Origin of the sequence: Methylobrevis pamukkalensis, assembly GCF_001720135.1 — a bacterium.
Taxonomy (GTDB): Bacteria; Pseudomonadota; Alphaproteobacteria; order Rhizobiales; family Pleomorphomonadaceae; genus Methylobrevis; species Methylobrevis pamukkalensis.
The window spans coordinates 1-21,596 of sequence record NZ_MCRJ01000040.1 but is presented as its reverse complement, the minus strand read 5'-3'; the positions used below and the strand labels follow the sequence as shown (position 1 = coordinate 21,596).

Annotated in this window: 20 protein-coding genes; 11 read left to right on the top strand and 9 right to left on the bottom strand. The window is 70.4% G+C overall.

What is annotated here, in order from left to right:
* Positions 1-40: 40 nt before the first annotated feature.
* The 4 genes from A6302_RS08530 to A6302_RS08515 form a co-directional block, all read right to left on the bottom strand.
* Positions 41-874, bottom strand: coding sequence for an ABC transporter ATP-binding protein (locus A6302_RS08530; RefSeq protein WP_069306680.1), 834 nt, complete (start codon positions 872-874; stop codon positions 41-43).
* Positions 871-1,971: a FecCD family ABC transporter permease gene (locus tag A6302_RS08525; RefSeq protein ID WP_083255626.1), complete on the bottom strand. Its 1,101-nt coding sequence runs from the start codon at positions 1,969-1,971 to the stop codon at positions 871-873. Before A6302_RS08525 ends, A6302_RS08530 begins: the two co-directional genes overlap by 4 nt.
* The gene (locus A6302_RS08520; RefSeq protein WP_141703564.1) at positions 1,968-3,122 is read right to left on the bottom strand and encodes an ABC transporter substrate-binding protein; all 1,155 of its coding nucleotides are present in this window, start codon (positions 3,120-3,122) and stop codon (positions 1,968-1,970) included. Before A6302_RS08520 ends, A6302_RS08525 begins: the two co-directional genes overlap by 4 nt.
* A gap of 263 nt (positions 3,123-3,385) precedes the next feature.
* A complete protein-coding gene (locus A6302_RS08515; protein ID WP_069306678.1) occupies positions 3,386-4,285 on the bottom strand; it encodes a LysR family transcriptional regulator in 900 nt (299 codons plus the stop codon).
* A 104-nt stretch (positions 4,286-4,389) separates the two neighbouring features.
* Between A6302_RS08515 and A6302_RS08510 the strand changes: the two genes are divergently transcribed.
* On the top strand, positions 4,390-5,385 hold the full coding sequence (locus tag A6302_RS08510; protein ID WP_069306677.1) for an aldo/keto reductase: 996 nt from the start codon (positions 4,390-4,392) through the stop codon (positions 5,383-5,385).
* Positions 5,386-5,389: 4 nt separating this feature from the next.
* Here A6302_RS08510 and A6302_RS08505 read toward each other — a convergent pair whose 3' ends face one another.
* From A6302_RS08505 to A6302_RS08495, 3 genes are all read right to left on the bottom strand, one after another.
* Positions 5,390-6,415: a YcjF family protein gene (locus A6302_RS08505; RefSeq protein WP_069306676.1), complete on the bottom strand. Its 1,026-nt coding sequence runs from the start codon at positions 6,413-6,415 to the stop codon at positions 5,390-5,392.
* Positions 6,412-7,998, bottom strand: coding sequence for a YcjX family GTP-binding protein (locus tag A6302_RS08500; protein ID WP_069306686.1), 1,587 nt, complete (start codon positions 7,996-7,998; stop codon positions 6,412-6,414). Before A6302_RS08500 ends, A6302_RS08505 begins: the two co-directional genes overlap by 4 nt.
* A gap of 91 nt (positions 7,999-8,089) precedes the next feature.
* Positions 8,090-8,641: a SixA phosphatase family protein gene (locus A6302_RS08495; protein WP_069306675.1), complete on the bottom strand. Its 552-nt coding sequence runs from the start codon at positions 8,639-8,641 to the stop codon at positions 8,090-8,092.
* A 235-nt stretch (positions 8,642-8,876) separates the two neighbouring features.
* Here A6302_RS08495 and A6302_RS08490 point away from each other — a divergent pair, with 235 nt between their 5' ends.
* The 7 genes from A6302_RS08490 to A6302_RS22850 all read left to right on the top strand — a co-directional run bounded on the left by A6302_RS08490 (position 8,877) and on the right by A6302_RS22850 (position 13,432).
* Positions 8,877-9,377: a hypothetical protein gene (locus A6302_RS08490; protein ID WP_069306674.1), complete on the top strand. Its 501-nt coding sequence runs from the start codon at positions 8,877-8,879 to the stop codon at positions 9,375-9,377.
* A gap of 21 nt (positions 9,378-9,398) precedes the next feature.
* A complete protein-coding gene (locus A6302_RS08485) occupies positions 9,399-10,574 on the top strand; it encodes a vWA domain-containing protein (protein ID WP_069306673.1) in 1,176 nt (391 codons plus the stop codon).
* Between the two features lie 90 nt (positions 10,575-10,664).
* Complete coding sequence (locus A6302_RS24335; RefSeq protein WP_245293990.1) at positions 10,665-11,099, top strand: type I glutamate--ammonia ligase; 435 nt, start codon at positions 10,665-10,667, stop codon at positions 11,097-11,099.
* Complete coding sequence (locus tag A6302_RS25260) at positions 11,036-11,605, top strand: type I glutamate--ammonia ligase (protein ID WP_280938975.1); 570 nt, start codon at positions 11,036-11,038, stop codon at positions 11,603-11,605. Before A6302_RS24335 ends, A6302_RS25260 begins: the two co-directional genes overlap by 64 nt.
* The gene (locus A6302_RS25255; protein WP_280938973.1) at positions 11,602-12,054 is read left to right on the top strand and encodes a type I glutamate--ammonia ligase; all 453 of its coding nucleotides are present in this window, start codon (positions 11,602-11,604) and stop codon (positions 12,052-12,054) included. Before A6302_RS25260 ends, A6302_RS25255 begins: the two co-directional genes overlap by 4 nt.
* Positions 12,055-12,142: 88 nt before the next feature.
* The gene (locus A6302_RS08475; protein ID WP_069306685.1) at positions 12,143-13,087 is read left to right on the top strand and encodes a bifunctional helix-turn-helix transcriptional regulator/GNAT family N-acetyltransferase; all 945 of its coding nucleotides are present in this window, start codon (positions 12,143-12,145) and stop codon (positions 13,085-13,087) included.
* Between the two features lie 171 nt (positions 13,088-13,258).
* Positions 13,259-13,432: a hypothetical protein gene (locus A6302_RS22850; protein ID WP_169833546.1), complete on the top strand. Its 174-nt coding sequence runs from the start codon at positions 13,259-13,261 to the stop codon at positions 13,430-13,432.
* Between the two features lie 75 nt (positions 13,433-13,507).
* On the opposite strand, the gene A6302_RS08470 is transcribed toward A6302_RS22850, so the two are convergent.
* Both A6302_RS08470 and A6302_RS08465 read right to left on the bottom strand, forming a co-directional pair.
* The gene (locus tag A6302_RS08470; RefSeq protein WP_069306672.1) at positions 13,508-13,828 is read right to left on the bottom strand and encodes a 2Fe-2S iron-sulfur cluster-binding protein; all 321 of its coding nucleotides are present in this window, start codon (positions 13,826-13,828) and stop codon (positions 13,508-13,510) included.
* Positions 13,829-13,919: 91 nt separating this feature from the next.
* Complete coding sequence (locus tag A6302_RS08465; protein WP_169833545.1) at positions 13,920-14,336, bottom strand: Hpt domain-containing protein; 417 nt, start codon at positions 14,334-14,336, stop codon at positions 13,920-13,922.
* A 644-nt stretch (positions 14,337-14,980) separates the two neighbouring features.
* On the opposite strand from A6302_RS08465, the gene A6302_RS08460 reads away from it, so the two are divergent.
* The 3 genes from A6302_RS08460 to A6302_RS08450 form a co-directional block, all read left to right on the top strand.
* Positions 14,981-16,291 carry a hypothetical protein gene (locus A6302_RS08460; protein WP_069306671.1) on the top strand — a complete coding sequence of 437 codons (1,311 nt, stop codon included), beginning with the start codon at positions 14,981-14,983 and terminating at the stop codon, positions 16,289-16,291.
* Positions 16,288-19,020, top strand: a complete 2,733-nt coding sequence (locus A6302_RS08455) for an apolipoprotein A-IV repeat region-like domain-containing protein (protein WP_069306670.1) — start codon at positions 16,288-16,290, stop codon at positions 19,018-19,020. The genes A6302_RS08460 and A6302_RS08455 overlap by 4 nt, the downstream gene beginning before the upstream one ends.
* Positions 19,021-19,651: 631 nt before the next feature.
* Positions 19,652-21,596, top strand: a 1,945-nt coding sequence (locus tag A6302_RS08450) for a hypothetical protein (RefSeq protein WP_141703560.1), incomplete at its 3' end; no start/stop codon positions are given.

Here is a 21,596-nt window from a genome sequence, read left to right as displayed (position 1 = left end):
CTCCCGGCGGATGATAAATTCATGAGTAGAATATTCAAGTTTAATCCACCCGCAGGTCTGCGTCAGCTGCAGAGCCGGTCCACGGCCCGTCGATCATCACCTGCAACGTGCCGCGCGAGCAGCGTTCGACGCGGGCGGCAACGCCGTAGACCGCGGCCAGCGTGTCAGGCGCTAGCACCGTCTCCGGCGTCCCCTCGGCATGGAGGCGGCCGCCGGACAGCACGGCGACCCGGTCGGACCAGCGGGCCGCGAGCCCGAGATCATGCAGCACGACCACGACGATCCGCCCCTCGGTGGCAAGATCACGGGCCAGCGACATCACCTCCATCTGGTGGCGCGGGTCGAGCGCGCTGGTCGGCTCGTCGAGCAGCAGGACGCGCGGCGCGCGCACCACCGCCTGCGCGAGGCTGACAAGCTGGCGCTGGCCGCCCGAGAGCGTGTCGAGCGGCGCATTGGCGATCCGCAGCACGCCGCAGCGCTCCAGCGCCTCGGCCGCCCGCCGTTCCGGATCGACGACCGTGCCCGGCGGCGGTGCGCCGGCCCGCAAGGCGCCGACCACGCTTTCGAGCGCCGTCAGCCGCACCGCGCGCGGCAGCGATTGCGGCATGAAGCCGACAAGGCCGGCCCGCTCGGCGACACTCGCGGCGAGAAGATCGATGCCGCCGAGCACCAGCCGGCCCCGCGCGCGCAACAGCCCGGCAAGCCCCTTGAGCAGGGTCGACTTGCCGGCGGCATTCGGCCCGATCAGCGACGTGACTTCGCCGGGCCGCAGCGGCGAAAGACCGATGTCCGTCACCACGGGAACCGCGCCGTAGCCGACGCTGAGGCCGGAGATCTCCAGGCAGCCGGACCGGGCATCGCGCGCCCCCGTCATCGCGCCCGCCCCGTGAGAATCAGCGCGAAGAACACCGGCAGGCCGGTCAGCGCGGTGAGGATGCCGATCGGCACCACCACGCCGACCAGCAGCAGCTTGGAGCCGGCCGCCGCCAGCGACATCACCAGCGCGCCGATCAGGGCGCTCGCCGGCAGAAAGAAGCGATGATCCTCGCCGACAAGGATGCGGGCGATATGCGGCCCGATCAGGCCGACGAAGCCGATCGTGCCGACCACCGAGACGGCGGCGGCGGTGAGCAGGCTGACCCGGATCAGCGACATCAGCCGCAGCCGCCGCAGGTCGATGCCCAGACTCTGCGCCCGCTCCTCGCCGAGCCGCAGCGCGGTCAGCTGCCACGACCGCGCCACCGCCAGCGGCACCAGCACGACGACGGCCAAGGCCAGCGGCCCGATCGCCGGCCAGCGCGCACCGGACAGACTGCCGAGCATCCAGAACACCAGCTGCTGCAACGCCTGCTGGGAGGCGACGAACTGGAGAAGCGCGATCAGCGCGTTGAAGGTGAACACCAGCCCGATGCCGATCAGCAGCAGGGTCTGGGCCCCGCCCCCGGCCGCCCGCGCCATGGCCAGCAGCGCCAGCGTCGCGCCGAAGGCGACCACGAAGGCATTGATCGGCACGATCAGCGCCGCCGGCACGCCGGGGACCGAAATGCCGAGCACGATGGCGAGCGCCGCCCCGAAGGCCGCGGCCGGGGCGATGCCGAGCGTCAGCCCCTCGGCGAGCGGATTGTCGAACACGGTCTGGAGTTCCGCGCCCGCAACCGCAAGGCCAGCGCCGACCAGCACCGCCGTCAGCGCCGCCGGCAGGCGGATGTTCTGGACGATGGCGAGCGTCGTCGGGTCCATGCTGCCGGGCGAGACCAGCGCCGTGAGCGCATCGGCCATGGAGAGACCCGAGGGCCCGGAGAAGAGATCGACGATGAAGGCCGCGACCGCGAGAAGCCCGAGCGCCAGCGTGATCGCCACCCGCCGGCGGGTCAGCCGGCGATGATGGGCGAGCACCTCGTCGATCGCCTCGCATCCGGCCCCGTCCGTGCGGGGCGTGGAAGTGGACGCGGCCGAAGCCCCCGCCGTCATGGCGCCGCACCGGCGGCCAGCGACGTCCAGAAGGTGCCGGTGATCGGCGTTGCCGCGAAGCGGCGGTCGATCTCGGCAAGCGTTGCGGCCGGATCGATCTTGCCCTCGAGCTCCGGGTGCAGCCAGAGCGCCAGCGCCTCCACGGCAAGGATGTTCAGCGGCGAGCCGTTGAAGAAGTTCCACACCGCATGCGCCCGCCCCTTCCGCACCGCCCTGAGGTCGGCGACCGTCGGCATCAATGCGACCCGCGCCAGCCCGGCCCGGGCCTCGTCCGGCGCAATGCCGGCACCCAGCACCACGCCGTCGGAGCCGGCGCCGCCAGAAATTCCGGTCGCCACATAGACGTCGGGATCGGCGACCAGCACATATTCCGGCGCGAGCGGGCCGCCGAGTTCGTTCGGCAGCAGGTCGGCGCCGATGTTGCGCCCCCCGGCGATCTCCAGAAACTCGCCGAAGCCGGTGCGGCCGGCGGACCAGCAGCAGGCCCAGGTGCCGGGATAGGCGTGGACCAGCACGCTCGGGCGGTCGAGCCCGGCCGTCAGCTCGCCCACCTTCGCCAGATGCGCCCCGTAGAAGTCCGTGTAGGCCTTCGCCCGCTCCGGATGGCCAAGCAGGTCGCCAAGCAGCGCAAGGCTCTTCGGCGTGTTGGCAATCGGCTCGGCAAAGAAGTCGATCACCACCACCGGCACGCCGAGCGCCGTGAATTCGTCGACGAGCCCCGCCGCCTTGTCATATTGCCAGCGGCTGAGGATCACGAGATCGGGCCGCGCCGCCAGCGCACTCTCGATCGGAAGCCCCGCCCCGTCGTCGCCGATCGTCGGCAGGTCGCCAAGGCGCGGAAAGGCCCTCAGCAGCATCGCATGCAGCCCCGGATCGAAGGCTTCGAGATCGCGCCCGATCATCGCCAGCCGTTCCGTCGGGTCCGGCGCGACGAGGCCAAGCGACAGCAGCTGGATGCCCTCGGCGAGCAGGATGCGCTGCGGCGCCGCCTCGATCCGCACCTCCCGCCCGACGACATCGGTGACAACGCGCGGAAAGGCAGTGTCGCGCGCGGTCGCCGGCATGGCCAGCACCAGCAGCGACAGCAGCAGCATCGTCAACACACCCGAGATCCGCACCCTGCGCTCCATGTCCGGGATGGCCGGCGCCACGAACTGCCGAGCCGGCCGGGGCCGCGCGACAGGATGCCGGGCAACAGGTCCATCCATGGCGGCGGACCCTATGAAACATGAGTTTGAAGGTCAAATTATTTACACGGAGCCACGCCGAACAGCCCCCGGACGTCCGCATGCGGCCATCCACTTAAATCGTATGAACGGACTCTCTTCCCGAACATTCAGTCCGCGCGCAAAGCTATTTATTTCAACTGTTTGCAATGAATTCCGGACTCTGAATCAACCTCTCACCCGCGCCTTCATTCCGCCGGCAGCGCCTTCACGTGGTCGACGAAGGCGCGCAGTGGCGCCGGCATCAGGCGGCGGCTGGGGAAATAGAGGAAGGGACCGGAAAAGCTCTGGCACCAGTCTTCGAGGACGGGTTCGAGACCTCCCGAAAGAAAGTGCGGAGCGAGCCATTCCTCGAAGCTGGCGACGATGCCGAGGCCGGAGAGCGCGACGGCGATCTCCAGATCGGTGACGGTCGCCACCACGGGCCCGGACGGATCGACCCGGATGATCTCGCCCGCGCGCTCGAACTCCCACGCCGGCGTGGAACCGCTGGCGAAGCGATGGCGGATGCAGGCGTGCGCCAGCAGGTCGCGCGGATGCAGCGGCCGGCCCCTTGCCGCGAGATAGCCGGGCGCGGCGCCGAGGGCAAAGCGCTGGACGCGCGGGCCGATCGGCACGGCGATCATGTCGCGCTCCAGCCGCTCGTCATAGCGGATGCCGGCGTCGAAGCCGGCGGCGAGCACGTCGATATAGGTGTCCTCGGCCTCCACCTCGACGGTGATCGCCGGGAAGGCCTTGATGAAGCTGGCAATGATCGGCGGCAGGATCACCCGGGCGACGAAGGTCGGCACGTTGAGCCGCAGCGTGCCGGTCGGGCTGTCGCGGAAGCTGTTGACGGTATCGAGCGCGGCGGCGATCTCGCCGAGCGCGGGCGCCAGCCGGTCGAGCAGGCGCTGGCCGGCCTCGGTGGCGGTCACGCTGCGCGTCGTGCGGTTGAGCAGGCGCACGCCGAGCCGCGCCTCCAGACGCCGCACCGCCTCGCTGAGGGTGGAGGCAGACACGCCCCGGAGATGGGCGGCGCCGCGAAAGCTGCGCGCCCGCGCCACCGCGGCAAAGGCATCGAGATCGGCAAGGTCGGGGTCGTTCATCGTTCGGCATTCCGCACAGCCCGTGCAAGTCATGCCGGATTATCGCACGGCCCGCCAGCGGCGATAGTCGCGGCATCCCCACCTTGGGAGCGCAGGAGACACCCATGAAACAGATCCGGCTCGGCCGCACCGGCCCCCTTTCCTCCGCCATCGGCCTCGGCTGCATGGGCATGTCCGGGATGTATGGCCCGTCCGACCGCGCCGAAAGCCTTGCCACGCTGCATGCCGCCGTCGAGGCCGGCGTGACCCTGCTCGACACCGGCGACTTCTACGGCATGGGCCACAACGAGATGCTGATCGGCGAGGCGCTGCGCAGCCTGCCGCGCGACAGGCTGCTGCTCAGCGTCAAGTTCGGCGCCCTGCGCGATCCGGCCGGCAGCTGGCTCGGCTACGACGCGCGCCCCGCCGCCGTGAAATCCTTCCTCGCCCACACGCTGCAGCGGCTCGGCGTCGACCACATCGACATCTACCGGCCCTCGCGGCTCGACCCGGCGGTGCCGATCGAGGACACGATCGGCGCCATCGCCGACTTGGTGCAGGCCGGCTACGTCCGCCACATCGGCCTGTCGGAGGTGGGCGTGGAGACGATCCGCCGCGCGGCGGCGGTCCACCCGATCAGCGATCTCCAGATCGAGTATTCGCTGGTCTCGCGCGGCATCGAGGACCGGATCCTGCCGCTGCTGCGCGAGCTCGGCATCGGTGTCACGGCCTACGGCGTGCTCTCGCGCGGCCTGATCAGCGGCCACTGGCAGCCGGGCGTCCTTGCCGCCGGCGATTTCCGCAGCTTCGGCCCGCGTTTCCAGGGCGCCAATCTGGACGCCAACCTCGCCCTCGTCGAGGCGCTGCGGCAGGTGGCGGAGGGACGCGGCATCACCGTGGCGCAGGCGGCGATCGCCTGGGTCGCATCCAGAGGCGACGACATCCTGCCGCTGGTCGGCGCCCGCCGCCGTGACCGGCTCGCCGAGGCACTGGGTGCCGCCGACGTCACCCTCGATGCGGCGGATCTCGCCGCCATCGAGGCCGCGGTGCCGCAGGGGTCGGTCGCCGGCGCCCGCTATCCCGACAGCCAGATGGCGATGCTGGACAGCGAACGCGGCTGAGCCCTCAGGTCTTGCGCTCGGCCTCGGGAAACACGCCGCGCATCACGTCCTGCACGCCCGGCCGCTCGGCATTGATGAAGGGCATCGGGCGGCAGACGTCGATCGCGGCGAGACCGACGCGGGCGGTGAGCAGACCGTTGATCACCCCCTCGCCGAGCCGTGACGACAGGCGGGCGGCGATGCCGTGGCCGACCACGTCGTGGAGCAGGCTGTCGGTCGCCGCCATGCCGCCGGTGACGGCGAGATGGGCGATCACGTGGCGCATCAGGCCGATGAAGCCGATCAGGCCCGGCCGACCGCCGTAGAGATCGGCGAGCTTGCGGATCAGGCCCATCACGGCGACGGCGACGAACAGCAGGTCGATCACCGCCCGCGGCGACACGGCGGTGACGACCGACACCTTCTTGGCCGCATCCGCCACCAGCCGGCGGGCGGTGCGATCGAGCGGCAGCAGCAGGTCGCTCTCGGCGAGCACCAGAAGGTCGCGCCCGTCGATGATCTCGCCGAGGTGGACGGCGACGTCGGCCCGGCCGCGCGCGGTCTCCGGCCGGTCGCGGTAGAGCGCGACGAGGCCCTCCACCACGGTGCGGGCGGACTTGGCGTCGTCGGTGGCGACCGCCGCGGCCGCATCGACCCGCAACTGGTCGATCCGCTCCAGCCGGAAGATGCCGGCCAGCTCCCGGCCGAGGATCGCCAGCGCCGAGACCGTCAGCAGGCCGACCAGCGCCAGCCCGGCCCAGCCCAGCCAGTCGTTGCGGGCGAACAGATCGCGGATCAGCGCGTCGAGCGACAGGCCGATCGCCATCGCCACCAGCGCCGACAGGGTGCCCCAGAACAGCCGCCCCCAGCGGAAGCGCTTCTTGCGGGGCAGCGGCGCCGCCGGCACGGCCGCGTCGTCGTCGCTCTCCAGAATGACGCGGGTGCCGCGTCCGTCGCCGCGCGAGGCGGTGTCGGCACCGCCGGTGACGATCTCGGCGTCGTCGAGGCGGAAGGCGGCGGGGCGGCGGGGCCGATCCTTGGGGTCGGTCATGCCAGCTTGTCTCCGATCAGGAAGTCGATCGCCCGGTCGAGGCGGATGTGCGGCAGCGACAGGGTCGCCCCCTCGGCGGTCGTCTCCAGCCGGGGCGGCCGGAAGCGCAGGAAGCGCAGATCGGGCGAAAGGTCGCCGTCGGCCTGCGCCGCCCGGCCGGACGAGGCGCCCTTCGCCCATGGGCCGCCGGCGCCTGCGAGGCTCGCCTCGTTCGGCGATCGAGCCTCCGCATGCACCGCGCGACCTTCCTCGACCAGCGCTTCCACACGGCGAATCAGAACTTCGTGATTTTCCGGCAAGTCACCGGGAAACAACGCGATATCGTCGTTGCCGTCGAACAGGCGCCCGTCGATCGTCTCGCCCGCCTGCGGCACGCCGACAATGCACGGCAGGCTCTCGCCGCCGCGCCGCACCTGCGCCTCGCGGGTGGCGCGCACCGCCGCGATCGCCTTGACCTCGACCTTCGCCCCGGCCTTCTCGGCCCGGGCGATCGGCTCGGCGAGGATGCGCTGCATCAGCCGCTCCAGCCGGTCGTGGCTGGTGTGGTGCAGGTGGTCGGCCTTGGTGGCGGCGATCAGGATGCGGTCGATCCGCCGGGTGAGGATCGAGGTCAGCCAGCTCGACCGGCCTGGCCGGAAGCAGGCGAGGATCTCTTCCAGCGCCAGCGCCAGATCGGCCACGGCGGCCGGTCCCGCGTTGAGCGCGGCGAGCGGATCGACCAGCACCACCTGCCGGTCGAGACGGGCGAAATGGGTGCGGAAGAACGGCTTCACCACCACCTGCTTGTAGGCCTCGTAGCGCCGCTCCATCAGCGCGTGGAGACTGCCGCGCGGCGCCCGGGCGTCCGGGGCGACGTCGAGCGGCGCGAAGGTCAGGGCCGGCGAGCCTTCCAGGTCGCCGGGCATCAGGAAGCGGCCGGGCGGCACCAGCGACAGGGCGTGCGCATCCTGCCGGCAGGCGGCAAGATAGCCGGTGAACAGCCGCGCGGCCTCGGCCACGGTCTCCTCGTCGGCGGCCGCTGACGGATCGAGCGTGGCGAGATGGGCCAGCCACGGGCCGGCGATGTCGGCGCGGCGCGGATCGCGGGCGCGGGCGAATGCCTCGCGCGACCAGGTGGCGAAGTCCTTGGCCAGCAGCGGCAGGTCGAGCAGCCATTCGCCCGGATAGTCGACGATGTCGAGATGCAGCCGGCCGGAGCCGAGGTTGCGGCCGAAGAAGGTCGCCGACTCGTAGGCGATCGTCAGCCGCATCTCGGCGATCTGCCGGGTCGACTGCGGCCACACCCGGTTGCCGACCAGTTCGCGCACATGGGCGCGGTAGTCGAAGGTCGGCACGTCGTCGTGGACCTGCTGTTCGAGATCGGCCCCGATCAGCCGCTGGCTCCGCCACGGCTCGAACAGCGGCAGGCGGCCGCCGTGGATGAGGTTGTGGACCAGCGCGGTGATGAACACCGTCTTGCCGGCCCGCGCGAGCCCGGCCACGCCGAGGCGCACCTGCCCGCCGGACCGGCCGCCCGCAAAATCGGTCAGGTTGTCGAAGGCGATGCGGGCATCGTCGGCGAGCGTGGTGAGCTTCAAGGACAGGGTTCCGGGGCGAGAGGCACGTTGCCGTTCATGTAGGCATCGCGAAGCCGGTGCGCAAAGCCGCACCGGCACGTGCTGCCGGCCGGACGCCTCAGTCGTCGACCTCCGCCGTCTCCTCCGCACCGACGAGTTCCAGCTCGCGCGGGCGGAAGAAGGCGACGATGCGGCCGCTCTTCGGGGCCAGCCGGCCCCATTCGCCGAGGTCGAAATCGATCACCGCGAGGCCCGCGGTCGGAAATTTCTCGCCGAGCTGGTCGATGAACATCGGGTTGCCCCGGTCGATCAGGTCGAGGGCGAAGGATTGCATCGTCGGATTGTGGCCGATCAGCATCAGCGACTTCGCCGTGCCGCCCACCTCCTGGATCGTCTTCAGATAGGCCGACTGCGGCGCCTCGTAGAGCCGTTTGACGAAGCGCACGTCCATGTCGGCCGAGAAGAACGGCAGGACGCCGGCAAACGTCTCCCGGGTGCGCCGCGCGCTGGAACAGAGCACCCGGTCCGGCACCAGCGCATGGTCGGCCATGTGCCGCCCCATCAGCGAGGCCGCCGCCCGGCCCCTCAGGTTCAGCGGGCGGTCGAAGTCGCGCACCGAGGGATCGTCCCAACTCGATTTGGCGTGGCGAAGCAGGAAAAGACGGGCCATGGCTGCCTGACACTGGAGGCGAAGGGAACCCGGGCAACGCGCAGGGCCTGCCTCGGATCAGTACCGTCCCATCATAGCGTGATTCCGGGAAGCGTGGGGGTCGCTGCGTCCGGCCCCCTCTCCGCGTCGATCGTCGACGCCACCTCGGTGCGCCGCCCCATTGTGTTCCCTGGTCCACCCCGTCACACTTCAAGGAAATCGCCCGTCATGCCCTACGGCAGGAAAAGACCCGGACATGCTCCGTATCTCGTTCATCGTTCTCACTGCTCTGATTCTTTCGTCCTGCCAGACTGCAAACCGGGGATCGACCGACGTCGACATCATGCAGGATCCGGCCTGGCGGTCCGCAACGACGAGGGACGGCGAGGAGATCGCGATGTGCCAATCGTCGGCATGCGGCAATGGTTCGATCATTGGCTTCTCGAGGCAGCGGGTCAGCCGGGAGAAGGAACTCAAGATATTGCTAGACGGAACGGCCGTGTATCAGGGCGCAGCCACCGGCGCCGACGGCACGGAGAAAATCGTCAGCGACATCAAGAACGGTCATTTCACCGCGTTCCACTGCGGCTCGCGGATCTCGGATTTCGACGGCGCCACCCGCGTGACCGCCTGCCGGGGTCTCGTCGACAGGAACGGGCGCATCTATCGTCTGAGCAGCGTCTACAGTGATGTCGATCAGGCGCGCGCCAATTATCTGCGGATCGAGGCGCACGTCCTCTCCGCGGAGAAACTCTGACCCGCGAGCGTATCGGCAGCCATGTTCCTCACCTTCTTCCACGAACTGAAGCGCGCCGGCGTTCCGGTCTCGCTGCGCGAGTATCTCGACCTGATGGCCGCGATGGAGAAGGACGTGGCCGGCGGCCGGGTCGAGGAGTTCTACTATCTCGCCCGCAGCCTGCTGGTGAAGGACGAGAGCCGGCTCGACCGCTACGACCAGGTGTTCGCCCGGGTGTTCAAGGGCCTCGACCTGATGTCGGACGCCGTGGAGGCGGACATTCCGGCCGACTGGCTGAGGAAGCTGGTGGAGAAGACCCTTACTGACGAGGAAAAGGCGATGGTCGCGGCGCTCGGCGGCTTCGACAAGCTGATCGAGACGCTGAAACAGCGGCTGGCCGAACAGAAGGGGCGCCACCAGGGCGGCTCGAAGTGGATCGGCACCGGTGGCACCTCCCCCTTCGGTGCCTACGGCTACAATCCCGAAGGCATCCGCATCGGCCAGGACGAGAGCCGGCATCGCCGCGCGGTCAAGGTCTGGGATCGCCGCGAGTTCCGCGATCTCGACGACAGCGTCGAGATCGGCACCCGCAACATCAAGGTGGCGCTGAAGCGCCTGCGCCGCCTTGCCCGCAGCGGCGCCGCAGACGAACTGGACCTTTCGGGCACCATCGACGCCACCGCCCGGCAGGGCTGGCTCGACGTCCGCCTCCGGCCCGAGCGCCACAACGCCATGCGCGTGGTGCTGCTGCTCGACGTCGGCGGTTCCATGGACGACCACGTGCGCGTCTGCGAGGAGCTGTTCTCGGCCGCGCGCGGCGAGTTCAAGTACATGGAGCATTTCTACTTCCACAACTGCCTCTACGAGCGGGTGTGGAAGGACAATCGCCGCCGCCACACGGAGACGCTACCCACCGAGGACCTCTTGCGCACCTTCCCGCGCGAGACGCGGATCGTCGTCGTCGGCGATGCGTCGATGAGCCCCTACGAGATCGCCTCCCCCGGCGGGTCGGTGGAACACTGGAACGCCGAGGCCGGCAGCGTCTGGTTAGGCCGGCTGGCGAATGCCTTCCCGAAGCTTGCCTGGCTCAACCCGCTGGAGCAGGACCACTGGCGCTACACCCAGTCGGTGGCGATGATCCGCGGCCTTGTCGGCGGGCGGATGTATCCGCTGACCCTCGGCGGCCTCGACGCGGCGATGCGGGATCTGGCCCGGTAGACCGCGCCGCAGCGCGATGGCGGCGGGCCTTTCTTGGCGATAGGATCAAGCCGTTGATTCATGGGCCCGCAAGGCCGGTGGGGGGTGAGGATGACGGACGAAACGCCAGACCGCAGCACAACGCCGGGCCGCGGCACGACCAAGGCCGAGGCGATCGCCTGGCTGCGCGCGCGCCGGATCGACGAGGTGGAGTGCATCGTGCCGGACATGAACGGCATGATGCGCGGCAAGATCGTCCCGCGCGAGGATTTCATCCGCATCATCGACGACGGCGTCCGCCTGCCCGAATTCGTGTTCTTCCAGGCCGTGACCGGCGACGGCGCCGACGATTCGGAGGTGGTCAGCCCGCTCGACCGCGACGTGCGCTGCGTGCCCGATCTCGGCACGCTGCGGATCGTGCCCTGGTACGAGGAGCCGACCGCGCAGGTGATCTGCGACTGCTTCTTTGCCGACGCAAGCCGGTGGACTTCTCGCCCCGCTCGGTGCTGCGCCGCGTGCTCGGCCTCTATGAGGCAAGAGGGCTGAAGCCGGTGGTGGCGCCGGAGCTCGAATTCTACCTCGTCGGCCGCAACGACGATCCGGACCTGCCGCTGTCGAAACCGATCGGCCTGTCGGGCCGCATCGAGTCCGGCCGGCAGGCCTATGGCATCGAGCACGCCAACGACTTCGATCACGTCGTCAACCTGATGTACGACTATTGCGAGGCGAGCCGGATCGAGATCGCCACCATGGCCCACGAGGCCGGGCCGGCGCAGCTGGAAATGAACTTCCGCCACGGCGACCCGATCGAGCTTGCCGACCAGACCTTCCTGTTCAAGCGCACCGCCCGCCTCGCCGCCCGGCGCCACGACATGGTGGCGACCTTCATGGCGATGCCGCACATGGACGAGCCGGGCTCGGCGACGCACATCCACCAGTCGATCGTGCGCACCGGCGACGGCACGAACATCTTCTCCACGCCGGACGCGCCGACACCCCCGCCCTGCTCCACTACATTTCCGGCCTGCAGCGCTATGTGCCGGCGGCGATGAGCCTGTTCTGCCCCAACGTCAATTCCTACCGCCGCATCCGCCTCGAATCCGACGCGCCGATCAACGTCCACTGGGGCCGCGACAACCGCACCTGCGGCCTGCGCGTGCCCGATTCCGGCCCGGAAAGCCGGCGGGTCGAGAACCGGGTGATCGGCGCCGATTCCAATCCCTACATCGCCATGGCGACGACGCTCGCCTGCGGCCTGCTCGGCCTCGAACAGGCGATTGATCCGGAGCCGGTGGTCGAGATCGACGCCCACACCCTCGGCGTCTCGCTGCCCTCGCATCTCCACGACGCGCTGATGACGCTGAAGGCCTGCGCGGAGCTGCGCGAGATGCTCGGCACCCGCTTCGTCGACGCCTTCATCGAGGTCAAGCTGCTGGAACTGCGGCTCTACAACCGGGTGATCTCCAGCTGGGAGCGGGAATATCTGCTGCTGAACGTCTGAGGCAGCTGTCACCGCTTTTCGGGTGGGCGGCATCGCATCAGGATGATAGTTGACTTCGGCAACGAGTCATATGCCGAAGGCAACCATCATGCGTCCTGCCCAGTCCGCACTCCCGCCCGACCTCGATGCCGCCGTGGAAACCGTGCGCGCCTTCAACCGCGTCTGGACCCGCCGCATCGGCGTGATCGGCGACAGCGATCTCTACAGCCCGTTCAGCCTTGCCGAAGCTCGCATCCTTTACGAGGTCGCCAACGGCCATGACGTCGCCGCCACCGATCTGGCCGCCGGGCTCGGTCTCGATGCCGGCTATCTGAGCCGCCTGCTCACCCGGCTGGAAAAGGCCGGACTGCTGACCCGCACGGCCGGCGGGCCGGACGGACGGCGGCGGACGCTGGAACTCACCCCGGCCGGCCGTCAGGCCGCGGACGATCTGCGCGCCCGCACCCGCACCGAACTCGCCGTGCTGCTCGAAACCTTTCCCGACACCGAACGCGCCGGCCTCGTCGCCGCCATGGCCGCCGCGACACGGCGGCTCGGCGGTGGCTTGCCGGCGCCGATTGTCCTGCGCCCGCACCGGATCGGCGATCTCGGCTGGGTCGTCCACCGCCATGGCCGGCTCTATGCCGAGGAACATGGCTGGGACATCCGCTTCGAGGCCCTCGTCGCCGAGATCCTCGCCGGCATCATCCGAAATTTCGATCCGGCCCGCGACGGCTCGTGGATTGCCGAGTCCGACGGGGCGATCGTCGGCTCGGTGTTCGTCGTGCGCACCGACGACCCGGACACGGCCAAACTGCGGCTGCTGCTGGTGGAGCCCGCCGCCCGCGGGCGCGGCCTCGGCCGGCTGCTGGTGGACACCGCCCTCGCCTGTGCCCGCGAGCGCGGATACCGCCGCATGGTGCTGTGGACCAACGATCCGCTCGTCACCGCCCGGCGGATCTACGAGCGCGCCGGCTTCTCCCTCGTCTCCGAGCAGAGCCACAGCGACTTCGGGCCTGAGATGACGGGGCAGATGTGGGAAAAGGTGCTCTGAAGGTCCGGCTGTTCGGATCGATGCGGGATGGGAGCGGTTGGCAAGGACCGCCGCGCTTCCTAGATTCCACGTGGAGCCGATTGGCTCGCCGCCCTGATGCGGCCATCCGCCCGTCACTGCGGCGTCCGGACCGGATCTCCGGCCGGACCGTCAGACACGGAGGAAACGATCATGAGCGATCCCGTCGAGATGGGACCCGGGTGGACCCCGGAAGCGGTCCACCGTTTCGTGGCGCTGGCCCGCGAAGGCGCCACCGCCGAGGTGATCAGCCTGAAACTGCAGAAGCCGGTCACGGCCGTCCGCTCCAAGGCGGCCGAACTCGGCCTCGCGCTGAAGGCGGCCTGAACGTCGGAGGTCAGAATGGCAAGGGCCGGAGACAGCTCCGGCCCGCAAGGCCTGTGCGCCTGGTCCGTGCCTGCGTCAGGCCTGGCGCTCGGGCACGCCGACGACGAGGCCGTCGAGGTCGGCCGTGACCTTGATCTGGCAGGACAGCCGCGAGCCGGGACGCACCTCGTAGGCGAAATCCAGCATGTCCTCTTCCATCGGCTCCGGCTCGCCCACCGCCGCGCGCCACGCCTCGTCGACGTAGACATGGCAGGTGGCGCAGGCACAGGCGCCGCCGCATTCCGCCTCGATCCCCGGAATCATGTGCTTGATGGCATTTTCCATGACGGTCGAGCCGACGGCGGCCTCGACATCCTGACGGGTGCCGTCGAAGGAGACATAGGTGATCTTGGGCATGAACGGCTTTCGCACTGGGAGGAACAGGGGACCGGCCACCCCGAGATAACCGCTCCGGAGCCGGCGTCAAGCCGGGCCTGTCCGGAACCCTTCAGATTTCCGCGCCAAGCCGGCCGCGAATGAAGGCATTGGCCGCCGCGACAGCCTGCCCGAGCCGGCCGAAGGCATCGTCGGACGGCGCGTCTGCGCTTCCCGCGCCCGCGCCGATCTCCACCGCCTCGGCTGCCCGTGCCACCGCGAAGGCTCCGATGCCGCGCGCAGATCCGCTGATCTTGTGGGCGATGCGGCCGCGGCTGGTCACGTCCGCTGCAGCCTCGGCCATCAGCGCCTCGGTCTGGTTCACGAACATCGCCAGCACCTCGCGGGCGAGGTCCTCGTTGCCGAAGGTCTGCGCGGCCAGATGCGCCAGATCGACCGGCGCCGCGCCGTCCTCCTGCGGGGGCCGGCCATGAGCGGCGGGGTGGGTTTCGTCCGTCGGAGAGAGCGCCTGCTCCGGATCGTTCTGCATCAGCCTTTCGCCCCCTTCGCCGGCCATCGCACCGGGCCGCATGGCTCGTCGCCGGACTGCGGTGCCGGACGATTCTGCAATTATGGTTAACGCGCGTTCATCCTTTTGCGCCAGCCCTGCCGGTCACGCCTCCACGACGGGCGCCTGACACAGGAAGGATACCGCGGCTGGCCGGGTGGTTAGACCGATCGGCTCAGGCACTGCATCGGATTGCTTCCTCCAATGCCATGAAATCAAACGGATTCATCATACGCATGCGCCGCCCGCCGCATCGTCCCGACCCGCAACCCGGCAGCGCGGAGTCGTTTTCGGCATGGGCCGAAGGTCGGGACAGGCCTGCGGCAACAGGCGGCGACGGCGCGACACCGACCTACCAGATCTAGCGCCGCGGGCATTTACCTTCTGTTAACAAGCCGGCTTCGGCCCGGCCCGTTCCTTGTCGGGAAACGGCCGATGTGTCAAAACCATAGCAGCGGAAGTATGGGAAACTGCACGGAATGACTGGTGTTTCCGGTCATGTCGCGGTCCCGGCGGCCCAAGGGACGAACGAGGTCGGTTCGCCCGAGGCTTGCGCTTCCGCTGGTTACGGCAGCCCGGAAACGGAGATGCGGCCGCTAGTATGGCGTACGGACGCGAGGCGACCAATGGCGAACAAGACGACGAAAACCGATGCGGCGGAACTGGCTCTCTCGGCCGTCGAGGAAGCGCTGAAGCTCGACTTCGGCCTCGATGACGACAAGCCGGCCCCGGCTGCGGAGACGGGCGCCGATCCGGCGCCGGCCCCGGCCGAGCCCCGCAAGGACGACCGCGCCGGTCCGCGCGCGGCCCGCACCCGTCCGAAAGCCCCCGCCAACGACGACCGCCGTGCGGTCGGAACCCTGCTCTACCAGCTGCAGCGCCGGCCTTCGTCCTCGGTGTTCTGGGTCGCCTTCGCCGTGTCGGTCGTCTGGCTCGCCGCCATCGGCTATGTCGGCCTGTCGCTGATCGGCGGCAATCTCGCCACCGGCGACGTCGCCGCCCTCGCCCGCCGTCCGGACGTGCTGGTCGTCGCGACCCTCGCGATCATTCCGGTGATGTTCTTCTGGACGATGGCGCTGATGATCTGGCGCGCCCAGGAGATGCGCCTCACTTCCCGCACCATGACCGAAGTCGCCCTGCGCCTTGCCGAGCCGGAGGACGTCGCCCGCGAATCCGTGATCACGGTCGGCCAGGCGATCCGCCGCGAGGTCGCCGCCATGGGCGACGGCATCGAGCGGGCGCTTGCCCGCGCCAGCGAACTGGAAGTTCTCGTCCACAACGAGGTCTCGTCGCTGGAGCGCAGCTACACCGAGAACGAGATCCGCATCCGCAGCCTGATCGAGGAACTGGTCAACCAGCGCGAATCCGTCGTCAGCAACGCCGAGCGCGTCCGCTCGTCGATCTCCGGCGCCCACGAGGCACTGACCTCCGAGATGCGCAACGCCGGCGAGCTGATCACCGGCCGCCTGGAAGAGACCGGCCGCGACCTGACCCGCACCTTCGGCGAGAAGGCCGAACAGCTCACCATCGCCTTCGATTCGGCGGGCCGCAACCTCACCAGCGCCGTCAGCGAGAGCGGCGAGGAATTCGTCGCGCGCCTCGAAACCTCCGGCCGCGACATCTCCGACCGCATCGCGAATGTCGGCCTCGAGGTCGACAGCCGCATCAGCGCGTCGAGCAACGAGGTCACCGGCACGATCACCCGCGTCGCCGACGAGACCGCCGCGCGCTTTGCCTCCGAGAGCGAGCGCCTCACCGGCGCCATCGCCGCCACCGGCGAAAGCGTCACCGGACGTCTGGAGACCACCACCCGCGACCTGCTGGACCGCCTCACCGCCACCGGCGAGGACCTCACCGGCACCGTGACCCGCACGCTCGGCGAGACGATCGCCACCTTCACCTCCGAGGCCGCGCCGTCACCGACAGCTTCGCCATGACCGGCGCCGAGATCACCGACCGCTTCGCCGTGGTCGCCGGCGAGGCGCAGGAGCGCCTGAGCTCCACCGGCAGCGACGTGCTGCTCGACTTCGACATGCGTGCCGCCCAGATCACCGACCGCCTGGCCGCGGCCGGCGTGTCCGTCACCGAGGAACTGCGCAGCCAGGGCGCCGGCCTCACCGAGACCCTGACCCGCGAGGGCCGCGCCCTTGCCGACCTGATCGGCGGCGAGACCGGCGCGCTCGACCGCACCATCGCCGGGCGCACCGACGAACTGCGGACCGCGCTGGCCGATCGCTCCGCCGCCCTCGAGGAAGCGCTCACGACCGGGACGCTCAGCCTGGAGACGACGCTCGCCAGCCGTGCCGGCGCGATCGAGAACACGCTGTCCTCCCGCACCGCTGAACTCGCCGACGCGCTCACCGGCGCACGGTCGGCAATCGAGGACGCCCTTTCCACCGGCACACTCGGCCTCGAGACGACGCTGGCGAGCCGCGCCGGCGCCATCGAGCGCAGCCTCTCCACCCGCACCACCGAACTCTCCGACGCGCTCACCGGTGGCCGGGCCGCCCTCGAGAACGCCCTCACCACCGGCACGCAGGGTCTGGAGACGACACTCGCCAGCCGCGCCGGCGCGATCGAGAGCGCGCTCGCCACCCGCACCGCCGAACTGTCGGACGCCCTGTCCGGCGGCCGGGCCGCGCTGATCGAGGCCCTTGCCGACCGCACCACCGAACTGGAAATGGCGCTCGCCGCCCGCAGCAACACGCTCGAACAGGCCCTGACCGGCCGCACCGAGGAGATCTCCCGTCTGCTGTCCGACCGTTCGCAGGCGATCGTCATCGCCCTCGACGAGCGCACCGGCAGCCTCGACCGCACCCTGACCGAGCGGTCGGACGCCATGATCGGCGCCCTCGACACCCGCACCGGCAGCCTGGAGCGCACGCTGACCGAGCGCGCCAATGCGCTGGTCTCCACCCTCGACAGCGCCGTCGGCCAGATCGAGACCGTGGTCGGCGAACGCAGCCGCGAGGTCACCGAGGCGATGACCGCCAGCAGCGCCCGCTTCACCGAGACGATGACCGCCCGCGCCGGCGAGATCGCCGTGGTGCTGGCCGAACGCAGCCAGGAGATCACCGACCAGGTGTCGCGCACCGGCGCCGACGTTGTCGAGGGCCTCACCGGCCGGATCGACGACCTCAACGCCTCGCTCCGCTCCACCGCCGAAGGCCTGCTCGTCGACCTTGCGATCCGCGGCGGCGAGATCACCGACCGGCTCGACCAGGCCGGCGGCCAGTTCAGCGGCGACATCACCGCCCGCGCCACCGACCTCGTCAACCGCCTCACCAGCGCCACGTCCGAGATCCGCGACACGATTTCCGGCAACGGCACCGGCCTTGCCGACACGCTGGCCCGCGCCGGCGAGGACATCGCCCGCACGCTCGACGAGCGCACCGACGCGATCCGCAGCCTGATCGGCCACACCACGACGACGATCGAGGCCTCGCTCGCCACCTCCGGCGGCGAGTTCGCCGAGCGCCTGTCGACGATCGGCACCGAGATCGCCCGCGCGATCAACGCCCGCGGCCAGAAGCTCACCGAGAACATCACCATCACCGGCAACCAGCTGGTCACCCTGCTCGACGACCGCTCCGACGCCCTGTCGTCCAGCTTCGAGGACCGGATCCGCAGCCTCGACGAGATCGTCAACGGCCGCGCCGCGGCGCTTGTGGAAGGCCTCGTCAGCCGCACCGGCGAGATCGACCGCAGCCTCGACGAGCGGGTCGACCGCTTCGAGACGGCGCTCGCCGCCCGCACCGCGGCGATCCAGGCCGCGATCGAAGCCGGCACCGACAGCATCGACCGCACCCTCGGCTCGAACGTCGGCCGGCTCGAAGGCATCCTCGACGGCCGCGCCGGCGAGATCGGCGGCGCCATGGACAGCCGCCTCGCCGACCTGGAAACCGCGCTCGACGGCCGCACCGGCAAGATCGTCAGCATCCTCGACGGCCGCACCGGCGACATCCTCGGCGCGCTCGACGAGAAGTCCGGCGTCTTCACCTCGACGCTCGAAGGCCAGCTCGTCCGCTTCGACGAGACCGTCGGCCGCCGTCTCGAGCAGGCGACCACCTCGATCGGCGCCAAGGCCGACACGCTCACCGCCGCGCTCGACAGCCGCACCCAGGCGATCGACACCGCCCTCGACACCCGCGCCCGCCAGATCACGGAGACGCTGATCGGCCGCACCCGCGACCTCGCCCTCGCCTTTGCCTCCGGGCAGACGCAGATGGTCGAGGCGATCGAAGGCCGCATCGACGTCGTCACCCAGTCGCTGCGCCAGAAGACCGAGGAATTCACCGAGACGCTCGCCGACAAGGTGTCGGAGATCAACATCTCGCTCGGCTCCAAGGTGTTCGAGGTCGCCGAGACCCTCGACAGCCGGTCCGAATCGCTGCAGCGCGACCTCACCGTCCGCCTCGAGGCGATCACCCGCACGCTCACCAGCGAGACCGAGACGGCGCGCGAGCTGCTCGCCCGGGCCATGCTGGACGCCGCCTCGATCCTCGACCGCGAGAGCCGGCGCGTGCGCGACGACATCGTCACCTCGGTGGAGGCCTCGGCCGTCCGCCTCGGCGGCGAGGCGACCGCGCCCGCACCGAACTCGAAGCGACCCTCGCGGCCATCGCCGCCTCGCTCTCCGGCGAGACCGACCGGGCGCGCAGCCTGATCGAGACCGCCGGCACCGGCCTCACCGGAGCCGTCAGCACCGAGGCCGAGCGCAGCCGCGTCCTCCTCGAATCGACCACCCGCGACATCGGCAGCAGCCTGCGTGCCGAGATCGACGGCCTGCGCAGCGATCTTGAAGCCGCGGTCGGCACCATTGCCACCTCGATCGGCTCGGAGACCGGAAAGGCCCGCGGCGACCTCGAAACCACCGTTGCCACCATCGCTACCGCGATCGGCGCCGAGACCGGAAAGGCGCGCAGCGACCTCGAAGCCACCGTCGGCACCATCGCCACCGCGATCGGAACCGAGACCGAGAAGGCCCGCGGCAATCTCGAACTCACCGTCGGCACGATCGCCAGCTCGATCGGCACCGAGGCCGAGAAGGCCCGCAGCATCCTGGAAAGCGCCGGCCAGTCGGTCACCCTGTCCGTCGGCGGCGAGACCGAACGCAGCCGCGCCCTGCTCGAGCAGGCCGTTCGCGACCTGCGCGGCGTGGTTGCCGAAGGCACCGACGACGCCCGCCAGCGGATCGAGGAGGCGGTAGCCTCCGTCGCCGGCGCGCTCGACGCGGCCACCGGCACCATCGGCGGCGAAGCGACCGGGCCCGCGCCACCCTCGAGGCGGCCGCCGCCATGCTGCGCCAGTCCGTGGGCGGCGAGGCCGACCGCATCGGCGCCATGCTGGACGAGACGCTCGCCCGCCTCACCGGCGGCATGGACAGCGAGGCCGAACGCGCCAGCGCCCGGCTCGAGAGCACCCTCGTCCGCTTCACCGGCGGCATCGAGGCCGAGGCCGAGCGCACCGGCCAGCGTCTGGAAGACACCCTGGCCCGTCTCTCCGGCGGCGTCAGCACCGAGAGCGAGCGTGCTCGTGAAACCCTGGAGACGACGCTCGGCGCCCTCACCAGCCGCATCGGCGCCGAAGTGGCCCGCTCGCGCGACGAGCTGGCGAGCTCCGCCGACAGCGTCGCCGCCCGGCTTGCCACCGAGCGCGAGCGCACCAGCCGCTCGGTGCTGGAACTCGTGGAACTGCTCGCCAAGGCCCTCTCGGGCGAGAGCGAGCGGGTCCGCGGCACCCTCACCGAAACCGTCGAGACGCTCAGCGGGCGTCTGGCCGAGGAGAGCGACCGCGCCCGGGCGCTGATGCTCGCGTCCGTGGAGGAGGTCTCCGACCGCCTCTCCGACGAGAGCACCCGCATCCGCTCCAACCTGCTGGGCTCGTCCGAGACGGTCGCCGTCCGGCTCGCCCAGGCCGCCCAGACCCTCGAGGACACGCTGGTCGGCCGCACCGACACGGCGGTCGCCGCCTTCGACGGCCGCTCGGCCGATCTCGCCGCGCTGCTGTCGGCGCGGATCGCCGAACTGCGCGACCTCATCGAGGTGCGCGGCGGCGAACTGGCCGAGACCTTCGTCACCGGCACCGAGGTGCTGACCGACGCCTTCGACGGTCGCAGCAACGAACTCGCCGACCGGCTGCGTCTGGCCGGCGAGAAGGTGCTGACCGAGATCGAGGGCAGCGGCGCGCGCCTCACCGACGCCATCGCCGAGAAGGGCACCGGCGCCGCCCGCGCGATCAGCTCGTCGTCCCGCGCCCTGCTCGCCACCCTCGACCAGCAGAGCCGCGACGTCGTCGCCGTGCTCGGCTCGACCAACGACCGCATCCGCGACGAGGTCACGGAGGTGCTCGGCCGGCTCGACGAGGCCAACGTCGGCCTCGCCACGATCCTCGACCGCGCCAGCGCCAACCTTGGCCGGATCGAGCAGGCCCTGGCCCGCCAGACCGGCGACTTCCGCACCGTGCTCGACCGCATCGTCGAGGACACCGCGGGCGCCTCGAGCCTGATCTCGCACAACATCGACGGCCTGAAGTCGGTGTCCGAGGAGGCGGTGACGGGTCTTTCCGACATCGCCGGCCGCTTCGAGACCCAGGCCCGCGTGCTGATGTCCGCCGGCCGCGCGCTCGCCGAATCGAGCCGCACGGTCGAGGGTTCGGTCGCCGAGAAGCAGGCGGCGCTGGAAAGCGCGGCCAAGCGGCTCGCCGAGACCGCCACCAGTGTCGGCCAGTCGATGGAGGGCTTCAGCACCCTGATCAGCGACACGCTGACCACCGCCGACCGGCGCGCCCGCGACGTCGGCCATCTCCTCGCCCGTTCGGCGGAGACGGCCGCGGCCAATGTCACCGAGCAGCTGCAGTCGCTCGGCGTCACCGCCGAACTCGAAGGCGAGAAGACGCAGGAGGCCGTCAAGGCGATCCGCGCCAATCTCGTCGCCGAGATCGGCGAGGCGATCGGCGAGGCGGTGGAGCGCTTCGAGAAGGCCGCGAGCGACCTGCGCACCTCCTCGCGCGACGTTCAGGCCGAGCTCGAGGAGATCCGCACGGAAATCCGCGGCGGTCTCGACGCCCTGCCCCGCGAGGCGGAAGAATCGACCGCGGCCATGCGCCATGTGGTGACCGAGCAGATCCGGGCGCTCAACGAGCTGTCCGAGATCGTGCAGCGTCAGGCGGTCGCCGAACCGCGCGTCGCCGTCCAGAGCGCCTCGGCGCACGCTGCGCCGGTGGCCACGGCACCGGCCCGCC

Bases quoted from the DNA above. Each gene is read 5' to 3' on its own strand.
- A6302_RS08530 (WP_069306680.1), bottom strand. From the start codon at position 874: ATGACGGGGGCGCGCGATGCCCGGTCCGGCTGCCTGGAGATCTCCGGC.
- A6302_RS08525 (WP_083255626.1), bottom strand. From the start codon at position 1,971: ATGACGGCGGGGGCTTCGGCCGCGTCCACTTCCACGCCCCGCACGGAC.
- A6302_RS08515 (WP_069306678.1), bottom strand. From the start codon at position 4,285: ATGAACGACCCCGACCTTGCCGATCTCGATGCCTTTGCCGCGGTGGCG.
- A6302_RS08510 (WP_069306677.1), top strand. From the start codon at position 4,390: ATGAAACAGATCCGGCTCGGCCGCACCGGCCCCCTTTCCTCCGCCATC.
- A6302_RS08505 (WP_069306676.1), bottom strand. From the start codon at position 6,415: ATGACCGACCCCAAGGATCGGCCCCGCCGCCCCGCCGCCTTCCGCCTC.
- A6302_RS08495 (WP_069306675.1), bottom strand. From the start codon at position 8,641: ATGGCCCGTCTTTTCCTGCTTCGCCACGCCAAATCGAGTTGGGACGAT.
- A6302_RS08490 (WP_069306674.1), top strand. From the start codon at position 8,877: ATGCTCCGTATCTCGTTCATCGTTCTCACTGCTCTGATTCTTTCGTCC.
- A6302_RS08485 (WP_069306673.1), top strand. From the start codon at position 9,399: ATGTTCCTCACCTTCTTCCACGAACTGAAGCGCGCCGGCGTTCCGGTC.
- A6302_RS24335 (WP_245293990.1), top strand. From the start codon at position 10,665: ATGACGGACGAAACGCCAGACCGCAGCACAACGCCGGGCCGCGGCACG.
- A6302_RS25255 (WP_280938973.1), top strand. From the start codon at position 11,602: ATGAGCCTGTTCTGCCCCAACGTCAATTCCTACCGCCGCATCCGCCTC.
- A6302_RS08475 (WP_069306685.1), top strand. From the start codon at position 12,143: ATGCGTCCTGCCCAGTCCGCACTCCCGCCCGACCTCGATGCCGCCGTG.
- A6302_RS22850 (WP_169833546.1), top strand. From the start codon at position 13,259: ATGAGCGATCCCGTCGAGATGGGACCCGGGTGGACCCCGGAAGCGGTC.
- A6302_RS08470 (WP_069306672.1), bottom strand. From the start codon at position 13,828: ATGCCCAAGATCACCTATGTCTCCTTCGACGGCACCCGTCAGGATGTC.
- A6302_RS08465 (WP_169833545.1), bottom strand. From the start codon at position 14,336: ATGCAGAACGATCCGGAGCAGGCGCTCTCTCCGACGGACGAAACCCAC.
- A6302_RS08460 (WP_069306671.1), top strand. From the start codon at position 14,981: ATGGCGAACAAGACGACGAAAACCGATGCGGCGGAACTGGCTCTCTCG.
- A6302_RS08455 (WP_069306670.1), top strand. From the start codon at position 16,288: ATGACCGGCGCCGAGATCACCGACCGCTTCGCCGTGGTCGCCGGCGAG.